Raw genomic sequence first — 14,657 nt, forward strand, 5'->3', positions numbered from 1 at the left:
CAGAACGGAATAGATGAAACATATGAAATGACGATGTCGAGAAAGAAGGAATACCGTTGAATTTAGCTGAACTGATTCAAGTCATACAGACGCAAAAAATCGAACGAATGGTAGAAGTGGACGTCACGTCCATCACGACCGATTCACGGGATGTTAAACCGGGAACATTGTTCGTCGCCATCAAAGGGTATACTGTTGATGGACACGACTATGCCAAACAGGCAGAAGCACAAGGAGCGGTCGCAATCGTTGCGGAACAACCGGTCAATGTGTCGATTCCTGTCATTCTCGTTCGTAGTACATCACGTGCCATTGCCGAATTGGCTGGCAAATTCTATGATTATCCTTCTGAAAAGATGCGGATGATTGGTATTACAGGAACGAACGGGAAAACGACGACGACGACGATTGTCCGTGATATATTAGCGCACCTTGGTCGGAAAACGGGTATCATCGGAACGGTCGAAGTCAAGATTGGTGACCGCGTCGTACCAAGTCGCAATACGACACCACAAAGCTCCGAATTACAAGCATTTTTGCATCAAATGCATAAAGAAGATGTCCAAGACGTCATCATGGAAGTCTCTTCGCATGGACTAGAGCTTGGTCGAGTAACGGGTGTCGATTACGACATTGCGGGATTCACGAATCTGACGCATGATCACCTCGATTTTCACAAAACGTTTGAGAACTATGCGCGTGCCAAAGGATTGTTATTCGCACAGCTCGGACAACGGCTGTCGACAGAGAAAGTCGCGGTCTTGAATGCCGATGATCCGACGAGCGAACTGTACGAAATGATGACAGGTGCTCGTGTCATGACGTACGGTATCGACAACGCAGCTGACCTCCGAGCAACGGCGATTGAACAGTCACTTCAACAAACGACGTTCACGATGATGTACAAAGAAGAACAAGTCGACGTCACGGCGAATTTCATCGGTCGCTTTAACGTCTACAATCTGTTGCTTGCGACAGGGATCCTCTTGTCTTGCGGATACGACCTAACGACGATTGCAGGAGCGATTTCAGCAATCCGTCCGGCAAAAGGTCGGATGCAACGCTTACCAATTGAAGGATATAACGTGTATGTCGACTACGCGCATACTCCTGACGGCATTGAACAGTGTCTGAAAGCACTCGTTGACGTACCGAAGGAAAAGATCGTCTTCCTGATCGGGACAGGTGGAAACCGCGACGTGACGAAACGACCGAAGATGGGCGAACTGGCTTCGACCTACGCAGGAACCGTCGTCATCACGACGGATGATCCACGATATGAAGCATATGAGTCAATTACATCCGGCATCGCCAAAGGGATGACCCACGATCAGTTCGTTGAAATCGGTGATCGGGAAGAGGCCGTGCGTTATGCAGCACGACTCGCACGACCAGATAATATCGTCATCTTAGCCGGTAAAGGTCATGAAAAATATCAAATCATTGGGGATGAGAAAATCCCTCTCGATGAGGAAGTCATCGTCAAAGAGATGATACGGCAAATGGAGGAACAGAAGTGACTTATCAACCAATCGTTGTAACCATAGATCAATTTGAAACATTCGTAAAAACACATCCAAAAGGCGACTTACTCCAGCTTCCAGCATGGGGAGAAGTCAAAAGCGCGACAGGATGGACACATGAACGGATCGCGGTCGGAACAACTACTGGTGAGATTGCCGGAGTTGGTCTGCTCTTGTTTAAGAAAGTACCGAAGCTACCGTTCACGCTTTGTTATGCACCGCGCGGTTTCGTCGTCGATTATACGGATACGGACGCACTTCGTGCTCTTCGTGATGAAGCGATACGTGTCGCAAAACAACAGAAGGCGATTGCGATTAAATTCGATCCGAACGTCGAGCGGGAAGAATATCCAGGTCTGTTACAGGAGATGCAAGGACTTGGCTTCAAACATAACGGTTTTGGCGGCGGTTTTGACTACGCGCAACCACGCTTTACGATGGAGACGAATCTTGAAGGAACAGAAAAAGAGATCTTCGACGGTTTCCATTCGAAGTTCCGCTACAACGTCCGTCTTGCTGAACGCAAAGGGATCGTATGCGAACAAGCGGATCGTGAAGGACTCAAGACATTTGCGAAGCTGATGGTCGAGACGGGCGAACGGGATGGGTTCTCGATCCGCGGTCTGGATTATTTCGAGAATCTGTATGATCATCTCCATCCAAAGGGTGATGCGGTCTTGTTTTTGACGAAACTTGATGTCGTACGTGCTCTTGAGAATACGGAAGCTTTATTACTTCAAGCCGATAAGGAACTCTCGAAGATTCACCGTCAGCTTGAGAAAGAGACGGCTGAGAAGAAGCTAAAAAGCTTAAACAATCGCTTGGAGCAGACGACAGCACAAATCGAAAAAGCAGAGAAGTCGAAAACGGAACTGATGACGATTGCTGCCAAACATCCAAACGGTGTCATCCTGTCTGGTGGTCTTTTGACGCTTGCTGGTCGTCGTTCCTATTACTTATATGGAGCCTCATCGAACGAGTACCGGGAATTCATGCCGAACCATTTGATGCAATGGACGATGATGCAATATGCGAAAGAACATGGTGCGCTCTCCTATGACTTCGGTGGAGTCAGTGGTTCGACCGACCCGGATGATCATTACGCGGGACTCTATGCCTTTAAATCTGGGTGGGGCAGCCGAATGATTGAAAAAATCGGTGAGTTTGATTATGTACTCAATCGTCCGCTCTATCTGTTGCTTGAGACGGGGTTACCGATTCTACAAAAACTTCGGAAGAAGCTTCGCCGCTGATGAAACGGGGAACAATCTTCGGTTGGATCGTATTTTTATTGACGATGTTTGCGATTGGATTGTTTCTTGCGGCATCCATGAACCGGATGCCGACGATTTTGATGGACCAACCGGAACTCGGGATTGATAGTTGCCCACGAGACGTAGCAGGGGAAAACCGTTTGATCAATGCAAGCGAGGCGAACCTGAAGCGTCTCCATCCAGCTGTCGAGGCAGGGGCAAAGGATCTGATCCGTGTTGCACATTCTTGCTACAATATTGATATCAAGATCACGCAAGGGTACCGCTCGATCCAGCAACAGAACACACTTTTTGAACAAGGGCGTTCTGAGGCAGGTGAAGTCGTCACGAATGCACGAGGCGGTGAATCGATGCATAACTACGGACTTGCAATTGATTTCGTGCAACTCGTAAATGGACAGATTTCGTATGATCTTGAGTATGATGGGAATCGGTCAGGGAAAAGTGATTGGCGTGAAGTCGCTGATATCGGGAAAGCACTCGGTTTTGAATGGGGAGGCGATTGGAAGCGATTCGTCGATTACCCTCATTTTGAGATGACGTTCGGGTATTCGCTCGACGAACTGAAGGCTGGTGAACGTCCAAGCCGTTCGGAAAAAGCGAAACGAACAGAAGAAGTCGAAGATTTGTTGAATACATGATTAACGTCATTCCTGGAGTAATGTGGCAGGAATGACGTTTTTTTTAGATTTCCTAGTCCGATTGTTGGCAGATTGTGAAAATTCGGCTAGAATAGTGATAGTGATAAGTGGACGGCTCACGAAAAGTGAATATGAATTATAGGAGGTCATGTCGTGTCAAAGAAGAAGACGGAAAAAGTAAGCGTCTTTGCTCTTGGTGGCGCCGGTGAGATCGGTAAGAACATGTACGTCGTCGAACTCGACGAGGACATCTTCGTCATCGATGCCGGGTTAATGTTCCCAGGAGATGAGATGCTTGGAATCGATAAAGTCATTCCAGACATCAGTTATTTAAAAGAAAACAAAGAGCGGATTCAAGGGATTTTCATTACCCATGGTCACGAGGATCATATCGGGGCACTCAGTTACGTCTTGCGTGACTTGAAGGTACCTGTTTACGGAACACGTTTGACGCTCGGTTTGATTGAACACAAATTAAAAGAAGCCGGTTTATTGAAAAAGGCAGATCTTCGTCCAATTGATGCCAAGACGAAATTAACCGTTGCAGGTCATTTTATTACGTTCTTCCGGGTCAACCACTCGATTCCGGATGCAGTTGGGGTTTGTATTCAAACGTCTCAAGGTGCCATCGTTCATACGGGGGATTTCAAGTTCGATTACACACCAGTCGATGGAAAACAAGCAGACTTCGGGAAAATTGCAGCGATTGGTCAACGGGGCGTACTGTGCTTGCTGTCTGACTCGACGAATGCAGAGCGACCAGGGATGTCTGGGTCAGAATCGATTGTCGGTTCTGAATTGAACGACGTCATTTATGAAGCACCGGGTCGTGTGATTGTAGCTTCATTCGCTTCGAACATTCATCGTCTACAACAAGTGTTTGCAGCAGCAGAAGCGAACAATCGAAAAGTAGCGGTCGTCGGTCGTAGCATGGTCAACAACGTTGAAGTGGCACAGCGTTTGAATTACTTACGCTTCAAGCAGAAAACATTGATTGATCTATCTGACATCAATCGCCTCGATGATAACCAAGTCGTCATCTTGACGACAGGATCTCAAGGTGAGCCAATGGCAGCCTTAACACGAATGGCACGTAACGCACACAAGCAAGTCAATATTCGCTTGAATGATACGGTTGTCGTCGCGGCTTCCCCAATTCCAGGTAACGAGAAGTCGGTTTCGAAAACGATCGATCTCTTATTCCGTGCGGGTGCGAATGTTATCTACAACCAACGGAAAGTACACGTTTCCGGTCACGGTCATGCGGAAGATCTGAAGCTGATGCTCAACTTGATTAAACCGAAATTCTTCCTACCGATTCACGGAGAATTCCGGATGCAAAAGGCACACAGTCGTCTCGCACAGACGGTTGGCGTCAATGCGAACAATATCTTCATCATCGAGAATGGAGATGTCGTTGAGTTTGAGAAGCGTAAAGCACGGATGTCACGCAAAGTGAACGCCGGAAACGTCTTGATCGACGGAATCGGTGTTGGTGATGTCGGAAACATCGTCCTTCGTGATCGTCGCTTGTTGTCACAAGATGGTGTCGTCCTCTGTGTCATTACGATTAGCCGAAAAAACAAAACGATCGTCTCGGGACCCGAAATCATTTCTCGCGGATTCGTCTATATGCGTGAATCAGAAGATATGATCAATGAAGCGAACCGAATCGTCGCGAAACAACTACAAGGTAAATTAAACGGAGAATTGGATTGGACGGAGATGAAGTCGTTGATTCGAGATAAACTCAGTGCTTATCTCTATGAACAGACGAAACGCCGCCCGATGATTCTTCCAATCATCATGGAGATTTAACAAACGAGCGGCTCAGATTGACCAATACCTGGTCCACTGAGCCGTTTTTTTATCAGGAGGGATGACGTATGGCGACGACGAAACGAAAAACCGTACGAAAAAAAACGCCGCCACGGAAACGACCGGCAGCGAAGAAACAACGTCAGCCGATTGCGTATCGTACATATGCGACCATCATCGCAATCGTTTCACTACTTGCCTTCGTTCTCGCATTTGGGGAATTCGGGAAAGTCGGACTGACGCTAGCTGATGGAGGAGAACGATTAATCGGTCAGTTCGGTTCCTTATTATACGGCGGGATAGGTGCCGTGCTACTCTTGCTACTATCGAACGCGTCACGGGCTCAGAAATGGGCATGGTCGATGCTACTAATGGGTTCAGTCGTCTGGATTGATCTAATGCTCGGAGCACCGCGTGGTATTCTCAATGGATGGCTCTATCAAAACGCAGCATATTACATTTCAAGTAGCGGTGCCTTCTTGATTGGTCTGTTCTTCATCGGCGCAGCTGTTCATCTACTACACCCTTCGTTTTATGGAGAACTATGGCTTGGACTGCGGGAACGCGCAGAAGAATTTCGTAATCGTGAACGGACACCTCGTCCTCGGATCGAAAAAGACCTGACACCGAAACCGGTCCGCGAGAAAAAAGCAAAGACGTTGCGACCAGCAACTGTTGAGGAACCAATCGAAACAGAGCAAGAAGCAGAGGATCCTTCGGTCAACATTCAAGACGTTCCAATTATCGGCTTTACGGATCACGTTGAACCGCAAGCAGCGGAGACACAAGGACCACTGACGATGACGGAGACACCGGACGGATATCAATTGCCGTCGCTTGATTTATTAGCAGAGCCGACGTCCAAAGACTTATCGGGTGAGAATAAGCGACTAAAGGATAATGCGACGAAATTGATTGCGACCTTAAAATCGTTCGGAATCGGAGCGAAAGTGTTGAAGATTCATCTCGGACCAAGTGTCACGAAGTATGAGATTGAACCAAAACAAGGTATCAAGCTTAGTCGGATCACAGGACTCGCCGATGATTTAGCGCTTGCGTTAGCGGCGAAAGATATTCGAATCGAAGCACCGATTCCTGGTAAAGCGGCTGTCGGAATCGAGGTGCCAAACCGTGAAGTCGCCATGGTATCACTTCGAGAAGTGTTAGGAGCGGAGAGCGTTCAATCCGACAATGATCGTTTGCTCGTCGCACTCGGACGAAGCATTTCTGGTGAGACGGTGACAGCAAAGCTGAATAAGATGCCACACGTCTTAGTTGCCGGTTCGACCGGTTCCGGTAAATCGGTCTGCATTAACGGGATGATCGTCTCAATTTTGATGCGAGCTCGACCGGATGAAGTCCGCCTGATGATGATTGACCCGAAAATGGTCGAATTAAACGTCTACAACGGTATTCCTCATCTTTTGGCACCGGTCGTCACCGATCCGAAAAAGGCGGCGCAGGCGTTAAAACAGGTCGTCTCGGAAATGGAACGTCGTTATGAGATTTTCAGTCAAAACGGAGCGCGCAACATCGAAGGCTACAATGCACTAATCGATAAGATGAACGCAGAGGAAAAAGTGCATCAACGATTACCGTATATTGTCGTCATCGTTGATGAGTTAGCCGACTTGATGATGGTCGCGTCAAACGAAGTTGAAGATGCAATCATGCGACTTGCACAAATGGCGCGAGCAGCTGGGATTCACATGGTTATCGCGACCCAGCGACCAAGTGTTGATATCATCACTGGTGTCATCAAAGCGAATATTCCGTCACGTATCGCCTTCAGTGTGTCGAGTGCGACGGATTCACGGACGATCCTTGATACGGGAGGCGCTGATAAATTGCTTGGACGAGGGGATATGTTGTTGCTCGGTAACGGCATGAACAAACCCGTCCGTGTACAAGGTGCGTTCTTATCAGACGAAGAAGTCGAGAAGGTTGTCAATCATGTCATCAGTCAACAAAAAGCGCAGTATGTTGAAGCGATGATTCCAAAAGATGTACCTGAAGGTGAAACAGAGGTCGATGACTCACTCTATGATGAGGTCGTCCAGTTCATTCTGACCCAAGAGACGGCATCGACGTCGATGATTCAACGAAAGTATCGTATCGGCTACAACCGAGCTGCCCGGTTGATTGATGCTCTAGAAGAAAATGGTCTGATTGGTCCTTCTGAAGGATCAAAACCACGCCGCGTCATGGGACGTTAATCAAGAATCACGGTATCCACCGTGATTCTTTTTTATTAAAATAATGGATATATATGGATGAGCGTATAATGTGCTCAAAAAAATGACACAGGAGTCGTATATGAGATGAGAAAATTAGAAATGAAAGGAAGGAAAAAAGACAAAAATAAAATAAAATCGCTTTCATGAAAATAGTTGTCAGACGTCTGTTGATTTTCAATATTTTTTTTGGCATACTCAGACATATGAGTGACCGACCTTCAACATGAGGGCTGGGAGCGACTTTTTCACAAATAGATAATGAAAGCGCTCTCATAAATGCAGAGGAGATGGATGATATGAAGAAAAAACAGGTAATCGTATCGATGATGTCAGTAGCAACAGTTGGACTTGCAGCCTGCGGCGGTTCAGGTGAGAAAGCTGACCAAAAAGATCAGTTCTCTGTCGCTATGGTAGCGGATAAAGGTGGAATCGATGATAAATCGTTCAACCAATCAGCTTGGGAAGGTCTGCAAGCGTACGGTAAAGATAACAAACTCAAGCAAAATGAAGGGTTCTCTTATTTACAGTCTAAATCACAACAAGATTATCAACCGAACTTGTCACGTCTTGCACGTGGTGGAGAAGATCTCGTTTTCGGTATCGGGAATACATTCAATGAAGATGTTAAAACCGTAGCAGATCAATTTAAGGATACACAATTTGCAATCGTTGATAATGTCGTTGAAGGGAAAAACGTCACATCGATCACATTTAAGGAAAATGAAGGGGCGTATCTTGCAGGGATCGTTGCTGCTATGGAGACGAAAAAAGATCACATCGGTTTCGTCGGTGGCATGAAAATGGACGTCATCGAGCGGTTCCGAGCTGGTTTCGAAGCTGGAGCGAAATCCGTCAATCCAAAAATCAAAATCGATGTTCAGTACGCAGAGGACTTCGCAGCACCTGAAAAAGGTCAAGCCATCGCAGCCGGCATGTACGGTAAAGGAGCGGATATCATCTTCCCAGCAGCAGGCGGTACAGGAAATGGTGTCTTCACAGAAGCGAAGAACCGTAAGAAAAATGGAGAAGATGTATCGGTCATCGGTGTCGACCGTGATCAAAAAGAAGAAGGTATGCCGGAAGACGTGACGTTAACATCGGTCATCAAACGTGTCGACCGCGCAGTTGAAGATACAGCTAACGCAGCGAAAGATGGAAAACTCGAAGGTGGTAAAACGGTTCGTTATGGTCTGAAGGAAGACGGCGTTGATATCGTCCCATCTGAAAAAATCTCGAAGAAGACGATGACTGCGCTTGAGAAAGCAAAAGCGGCTGTCGTTTCAGGGGAAATCGAAGTACCTGAGCAATAAGCGTTGAAAAGATAAAGGGCATTCTTAGGTAGAATGCCCTATTTTCTTCCATTATTGATTACGTTATGAAAAGGGTTACAAAAGCGCCAGAAGTCAGACTTCTAACCTGTTACAAAATGATTGCAGGATTGTGTTAAGCGTCATATACTTATCTTGGCTGGAGTTCTCATACGTCAGAAGTCTGAGCACTGGTTACAACTAGATAGAGGATGGAGATGCGTCATGTCGATTAAACTAGATCATCGTTTGCTTTATTTACGTGTGATTGAAAAAATCAAGTCAGACATCGATGACGGCGTTTACAAGGAAGGCGAGAAGCTCCCTTCAGAGTTTGAACTTTCAAAGCAACTTGGCGTCAGTCGAGCTACTCTTCGAGAGGCATTACGAATTCTTGAAGATGAGAACATTGTCATCCGTAAACACGGTGTCGGTACGTTTATCAATGCAAGACCACCGTTTACTTCTGGTATCGAGGAGTTATACAGCGTGACAGAGATGATCGCGCGCGCAGGCATGATTCCGACCTCAGAAGTGCTATCATCCGAGATGGTCCAACCGACTGAGCGCGACCGAGAACGCTTTCAACTTGGTCCGGATGAATTGGTATATCGAATCGAACGAATCCGACTCGCAGGAGATGTTCCTGTCGTCTATTGTATCGATAAGATTCCAAGCCATTATATTAAAAATGAAGAGCAGTTCACCTCTTCGACATCATTGTTTGATGCTTTAGAAAAAGAACTCGGACGACGTGTCACACATGCTGTGACGCATATCGAGCCGCGTATTGATCCGAAAATCGCTGAACAATTACATACGGACCAACCTCTGCTCGCTTTGCGTCAGACGCATTATGATGAGCTCGACCGTTCCGTTCTTTTTTCAGCGAACTATTTCCGAGCAGATAAGTTCGATTTCCACGTCATCCGTAAACGTGTGTGAGCCATTGTTTTAGGATGAATACTGAAAGCGCTTCCCGTCAAAACCTACGTAACGCTCCTCATCGCCAGCCTCAGGTGCTAGACGTAGTCTTGAACTTTGTATGACCATATTCGAAAGGGGATTTTTCCAGATGAAAAAGAAGTCACTTCTCGCATTAGCAGCAACAGGTTTAGCAATGAGTTCCGTCCTTGCAGCATGTGGTGGCAACGACGATTCGAAAGATTCAGGTAGCGGCAGCAAATCAGAAGGCTTTAAAGTAGGTATGGTTACAGATACAGGCGGCGTGGATGATAAATCATTCAACCAATCTGCTTGGGAAGGTATCCAAAAGTTCGGGAAAGACAATGACTTAAAAGAAGGTACTGGCTATAAATATCTCCAATCTGCAAAACAATCAGACTATCAACCGAACCTTCAGCAATTAGCACGTGCAAAATACGACTTAATTCTCGGGATTGGTTTCTTGATGGCTGAAGATATCGGTAAAGTAGCGGATCAGTTCAAAAAGAACAACTTCGCACTCGTTGACCAAGTCGTCGATAAACCAAACGTCGCTTCAATCGTCTTCAAAGAAAACGAAGGTTCGTTCCTCGTTGGTGTCGTTGCAGGTCTAACGACGAAAACGGATAAAGTTGGATTTGTCGGTGGTGTCAACTCGGACTTGATCAAAAAGTTCGAAAGCGGATTTAAAGCAGGCGTTAAAGCGGCTAACCCGAAAGCGGAAATCGAAATTCAATACGCAGAAGATTTCAACGCTGCTGAAAAAGGACAAGCAATCGCTTCAGGTATGTACGGTAAAAAAGTCGACGTCATCTATCACGCAGCTGGTGGTACTGGACAAGGGGTATTCACAGAAGCGAAAAACCGTAAAAAGAACGGTGAAGATGTTTGGGTTATCGGTGTAGACCGTGACCAAGTCGAAGAAGGTATGCCAGAAAACGTCACATTGACATCAATGGTCAAACGTGTGGATACAGCAGTAGAGCAAGTCGCGAAAGACACGAAGGACGGCAACTTCCCAGCAGGTAAAGTCGTTGAGTTCGGTCTAAAAGACGGCGGTGTCGATATCGCTCCTTCAAAAGACAACGTCTCAAAAGAAGCACTCGACAAAGTCGAAGAGTACAAAAAACAAATCATCGATGGTGACATTAAAGTTCCATCGACTGACGACGAGTATAAAGAGTACGAAGCGTCACTTAAATAATAATGAAAGCGGGGGTCGCTAGCATTGCGACTCCCCTTTTAAACTAAACATGGGAGTGGATTTTCTTGGAATACGTCATTGAGATGCTGAACATCAGAAAAGAGTTTGGCAATTTCGTCGCAAATGATAATATCACGCTCCAGCTTCGGAAAGGTGAGATTCACGCTTTACTTGGTGAAAACGGTGCCGGAAAATCGACGCTGATGAACGTCTTATTTGGTTTGTATCAGCCTGAGGCTGGAGAAATTCGTGTACGCGGTGAAAAAGTCAATATTACGAGTCCGAACGTCGCGAATGATCTTGGAATCGGCATGGTGCACCAACACTTCATGCTCGTTCAAAATTTCACTGTTACTGAAAACATCATTTTAGGTGCAGAGCCACGTACAGGGATTAAGATTGATCGTGCATCGGCGCGTGAAAAGGTACGCCAGATTTCTGAACAGTATGGTCTTGCTGTTGATCCTGATGCAAAAATCGAGGATATTTCAGTCGGAATGCAACAACGTGTTGAAATTTTGAAGACGTTGTACCGTGGGGCAGACATCTTGATCTTTGATGAACCATCTGCTGTTTTGACACCGCAAGAGATCAAAGAATTGATTCAAATCATGAATCGCTTGATTGCGGAAGGAAAGTCGATTATCCTCATTACGCATAAACTGAAAGAAATCATGGAAGTAGCTGATCGCTGTACGACGATTCGCCGTGGTAAATATATCGGCACGGTCGATATTGATGAGACGATGACACAGTCGCGTCTTGCTGAAATGATGGTAGGTCGTGAAGTCAACTTTAATGCGGAGTATTCCAAGGCAACTCCACAAGAACTCGTTCTCGATATCAAGAATCTAGTCGTCAAGGACGGTCGTGGCATCAAAGCAGTCGATGGATTGAATCTCGACATTCGTGCCGGAGAAATCGTTGGAATTGCCGGAATCGACGGAAACGGACAAACGGAATTGATTGAAGCCATTACAGGTCTTCGTAAAGCAGACAGTGGCGAAATCTTCCTCAACAACAAATCGATTAAAAACCTGAAGCCACGGAAAGTAACGGAATCAGGTGTCGGTCATATCCCGCAAGACCGACATAAACATGGACTTGTCCTTGATTATTCGATTGGACATAACATGGTCTTACAAACGTACTACAAACAACCGTACTCAAAAGCAGGCATCATGAACTATAAACAAGTCATGGAAAAAGCCAAAACGCTCATCGAGAAGTTCGACGTCCGAACTCCAAGTCCAGAGACGTTCGCTCGTGCCTTGTCTGGTGGTAACCAACAGAAGGCGATCATCGCGCGTGAAGTCGATCGTTCACCAGATTTGCTGATTGCGGCTCAGCCGACTCGTGGTCTTGATGTTGGGGCAATCGAGTTCATTCATGAACAATTGGTTCTTGAGCGCGAAAAAGGTCGTGCTGTCTTGTTGATTTCATTCGAACTCGAAGAAATTCTGCAAGTCTCTGACCGGATTGCCGTGTTATATGAAGGAAAAACAGTGGCCTTCTTGGATCCGAAAGAAACGAACGAAATTGAGCTTGGCTTCCTGATGGCCGGCGGTAAGAAAGAGGAGGTAGGTCATTCATGAAGTTAGAGCGTTTTTACGGCATCCTCATTCCGATTCTTTCCATCGTGCTTGGGATGGTCGTCGGGGCAATCGTCATGCTCATTGGTGGGTATGATCCGATTGCTGGGTTTGATCAATTATTCTATGGTATTTTTGGCGAACCGTACAGCATCGGTGAAACATTGCGTGCGGCGGCTCCATTGATCTTCGCGGGTCTTGCTGTCGCGTTTGCTTTTCGGACAGGACTTTTTAACATCGGTGTCGAAGGTCAAGTGCTCGTCGGCTGGATGGTTGCAGTCTGGATTGGAATCAAGTTTGATTTGCCGACAGTTGTTCATTTACCACTCGCTTTGATTGGAGCAGGTTTAGCAGGTGCGCTTTGGGCATCGATTCCTGGTATCTTAAAAGCGAAATTCCACGTACATGAAGTCATCACGTCGATCATGATGAACTATATCGCGTTATACGTCACGAACGATATTTTACGTCACGTCATCGGCATTACGAATGAGCGGACGGAGACAATCAAGGAATCAGCATCACTTGCGTCACCGTTCTTACAAGAAATCACGGATTTCTCACGTCTTCATAACGGAATTTTCATCGCAATCATCGCTGCACTCGTCTTCTGGTTTATTCTTTGGAAAACAACACTCGGTTATGAACTTCGAGCTGTTGGATTCAATAAGAATGCTGCTGAATATGCAGGGATGGGCGTTAACCGCAATATCATCTTATCGTTCGTCATCTCAGGTGTGTTCGCTGGTCTTGCTGGGGCGATGGAAGGTCTTGGGACGTTCCAAAACATGACGCTGAATGCGTCCTTCACTGGTGTTGGATTCGACGGGATCGCGGTTGCCTTGTTAGGTGCGAATAATCCGATCGGCGTCGTGCTCGCTGCATTACTATTTGCAGGACTCAATATCGGTGGTCTGTCGATGCAACAGATTGGTATTCCACCGGAACTGATCAAAATTATCATTGCGTTCATCATCATCTTCGTGGCTTCTGGATACGCGATTCGTCTCGTCATCGAGAAGTTCGCAGTTAAGAAAGAATCTAAAAAAGCGAAAGGAGCCGGTCAGTAATGGGCTTTCTTGAAGTACTTTATATCATCGTGCCAATCGCACTTGCCTATTCGGCTCCGTTGATCATTGCAGCACTTGGCGGCATTTTCAGTGAGCGTTCTGGCGTCGTTAACATCGCGTTAGAAGGTTTAATGGTCATGGGTGCCTTCACGGGTGTCGTCACGGCATTGACGCTATCAAAAATGGGCTTGGGTGCTGCGAGTCCTTGGCTTGCGATGCTCATTGCGATTGTCGTCGGAGCAGTTTTCTCGCTCTTCCTTGCGATTCCGGCAATCCTTTTCCGGGCTGATCAAACGGTTCTTGGAGTTGCGATCAACTTGCTTGCAGTCGGTCTTGCCATCTTCCTCGTCCGGGCGCTTTACGGAAAAGGACAAACGGATTCGATTCCAAACCGAATCTCAAAAGAGAACGTGCCATTCTTGTCTGATATTCCTGTGCTGAAGATGTTCTTCGCGAACGTCTACTACACATCGTATATCGCGATCATCCTTGCCTTCGTCGCGTGGTACATCATTTTCAAGACGCCATTTGGTCTTCGTTTACGTTCTGTCGGGGAACATCCGATGGCGGCAGATACAATGGGAATCAACGTCACGAAGATGCGTTTCATCGGTGTCATGATCTCTGGTGGTTTCGGTGGTCTTGCTGGTGCTGTTTATGCGACATCGATCTCACTGAACTTCAGTGTCACGACGATCCTCGGTCAAGGGTTCCTCGCGATTGCGGCGATGATCTTCGGAAAATGGAATCCACTCGGGGCTATGGGTGCTGCACTATTCTTCGGATTCGCTCAAGCGATTTCAATCATCGGTCAGCAATTGCCGTTACTCGATCAAATTCCGCAAGTGTATCTATTGATTGCACCGTATCTCTTGACGATCCTAGCACTCGCTGGTGTCGTTGGTCGGGCGGATGCACCAAAAGCTGTTGGTGTACCATATATCAAAGGAAAACGCTAAATTTTTTACCACTTAGAAACCGGATGTTGCCAAATGGCGACACCCGGTTTTTTTAATGATTGATAGATATATCGCGTGAATAAAAGA

Annotated in this window: 11 protein-coding genes; all 11 read left to right on the forward strand. The window is 46.5% G+C overall.

Annotated features, from left to right (window positions below; all coding sequences use genetic code 11):
* Positions 1–56 precede the first annotated feature (56 nt).
* The 11 genes from BW42_RS02680 to BW42_RS02730 all read left to right on the forward strand — a co-directional run bounded on the left by BW42_RS02680 (position 57) and on the right by BW42_RS02730 (position 14,570).
* On the forward strand, positions 57–1,520 hold the full coding sequence (locus BW42_RS02680) for a UDP-N-acetylmuramoyl-L-alanyl-D-glutamate--2,6-diaminopimelate ligase (protein WP_035407085.1): 1,464 nt from the start codon (positions 57–59) through the stop codon (positions 1,518–1,520).
* Positions 1,517–2,776, forward strand: a complete 1,260-nt coding sequence (locus tag BW42_RS02685; RefSeq protein ID WP_035407088.1) for a lipid II:glycine glycyltransferase FemX — start codon at positions 1,517–1,519, stop codon at positions 2,774–2,776. The genes BW42_RS02680 and BW42_RS02685 overlap by 4 nt, the downstream gene beginning before the upstream one ends.
* The gene (locus BW42_RS02690; protein ID WP_035407091.1) at positions 2,776–3,438 is read left to right on the forward strand and encodes a M15 family metallopeptidase; all 663 of its coding nucleotides are present in this window, start codon (positions 2,776–2,778) and stop codon (positions 3,436–3,438) included. Before BW42_RS02685 ends, BW42_RS02690 begins: the two co-directional genes overlap by 1 nt.
* 153 nt (positions 3,439–3,591) lie before the next feature.
* A complete protein-coding gene (locus tag BW42_RS02695; protein WP_023468670.1) occupies positions 3,592–5,256 on the forward strand; it encodes a ribonuclease J in 1,665 nt (554 codons plus the stop codon).
* Between the two features lie 68 nt (positions 5,257–5,324).
* Positions 5,325–7,472: a DNA translocase FtsK gene (locus BW42_RS02700; protein ID WP_035407095.1), complete on the forward strand. Its 2,148-nt coding sequence runs from the start codon at positions 5,325–5,327 to the stop codon at positions 7,470–7,472.
* A 317-nt stretch (positions 7,473–7,789) separates the two neighbouring features.
* A complete protein-coding gene (locus tag BW42_RS02705) occupies positions 7,790–8,803 on the forward strand; it encodes a BMP family protein (RefSeq protein ID WP_035407099.1) in 1,014 nt (337 codons plus the stop codon).
* Positions 8,804–9,025: 222 nt separating this feature from the next.
* Entirely contained in the window at positions 9,026–9,745 is a 720-nt protein-coding gene (locus BW42_RS02710; protein ID WP_035407101.1) for a GntR family transcriptional regulator, read from the forward strand.
* 130 nt (positions 9,746–9,875) lie between these two features.
* Positions 9,876–10,949: a BMP family protein gene (locus BW42_RS02715; protein ID WP_035407104.1), complete on the forward strand. Its 1,074-nt coding sequence runs from the start codon at positions 9,876–9,878 to the stop codon at positions 10,947–10,949.
* Positions 10,950–11,014: 65 nt separating this feature from the next.
* Complete coding sequence (locus BW42_RS02720) at positions 11,015–12,544, forward strand: ABC transporter ATP-binding protein (RefSeq protein WP_035407107.1); 1,530 nt, start codon at positions 11,015–11,017, stop codon at positions 12,542–12,544.
* Positions 12,541–13,611 carry an ABC transporter permease gene (locus tag BW42_RS02725; protein ID WP_035407110.1) on the forward strand — a complete coding sequence of 357 codons (1,071 nt, stop codon included), beginning with the start codon at positions 12,541–12,543 and terminating at the stop codon, positions 13,609–13,611. The genes BW42_RS02720 and BW42_RS02725 overlap by 4 nt, the downstream gene beginning before the upstream one ends.
* Positions 13,611–14,570 (forward strand): ABC transporter permease, encoded by a 960-nt coding sequence (locus tag BW42_RS02730; protein ID WP_035407114.1) that lies wholly within the window; start codon positions 13,611–13,613, stop codon positions 14,568–14,570. The genes BW42_RS02725 and BW42_RS02730 overlap by 1 nt, the downstream gene beginning before the upstream one ends.
* Positions 14,571–14,657 lie beyond the last annotated feature (87 nt).

Source organism: Exiguobacterium sp. RIT341, assembly GCF_000632205.1.
Lineage (GTDB): Bacteria > Bacillota > Bacilli > Exiguobacteriales > Exiguobacteriaceae > Exiguobacterium_A.

Bases quoted from the DNA above. Each gene is read 5' to 3' on its own strand.
- BW42_RS02705 (WP_035407099.1), top strand. From the start codon at position 7,790: ATGAAGAAAAAACAGGTAATCGTATCGATGATGTCAGTAGCAACAGTT.
- BW42_RS02700 (WP_035407095.1), top strand. From the start codon at position 5,325: ATGGCGACGACGAAACGAAAAACCGTACGAAAAAAAACGCCGCCACGG.
- BW42_RS02725 (WP_035407110.1), top strand. From the start codon at position 12,541: ATGAAGTTAGAGCGTTTTTACGGCATCCTCATTCCGATTCTTTCCATC.
- BW42_RS02710 (WP_035407101.1), top strand. From the start codon at position 9,026: ATGTCGATTAAACTAGATCATCGTTTGCTTTATTTACGTGTGATTGAA.
- BW42_RS02715 (WP_035407104.1), top strand. From the start codon at position 9,876: ATGAAAAAGAAGTCACTTCTCGCATTAGCAGCAACAGGTTTAGCAATG.
- BW42_RS02690 (WP_035407091.1), top strand. From the start codon at position 2,776: ATGAAACGGGGAACAATCTTCGGTTGGATCGTATTTTTATTGACGATG.
- BW42_RS02730 (WP_035407114.1), top strand. From the start codon at position 13,611: ATGGGCTTTCTTGAAGTACTTTATATCATCGTGCCAATCGCACTTGCC.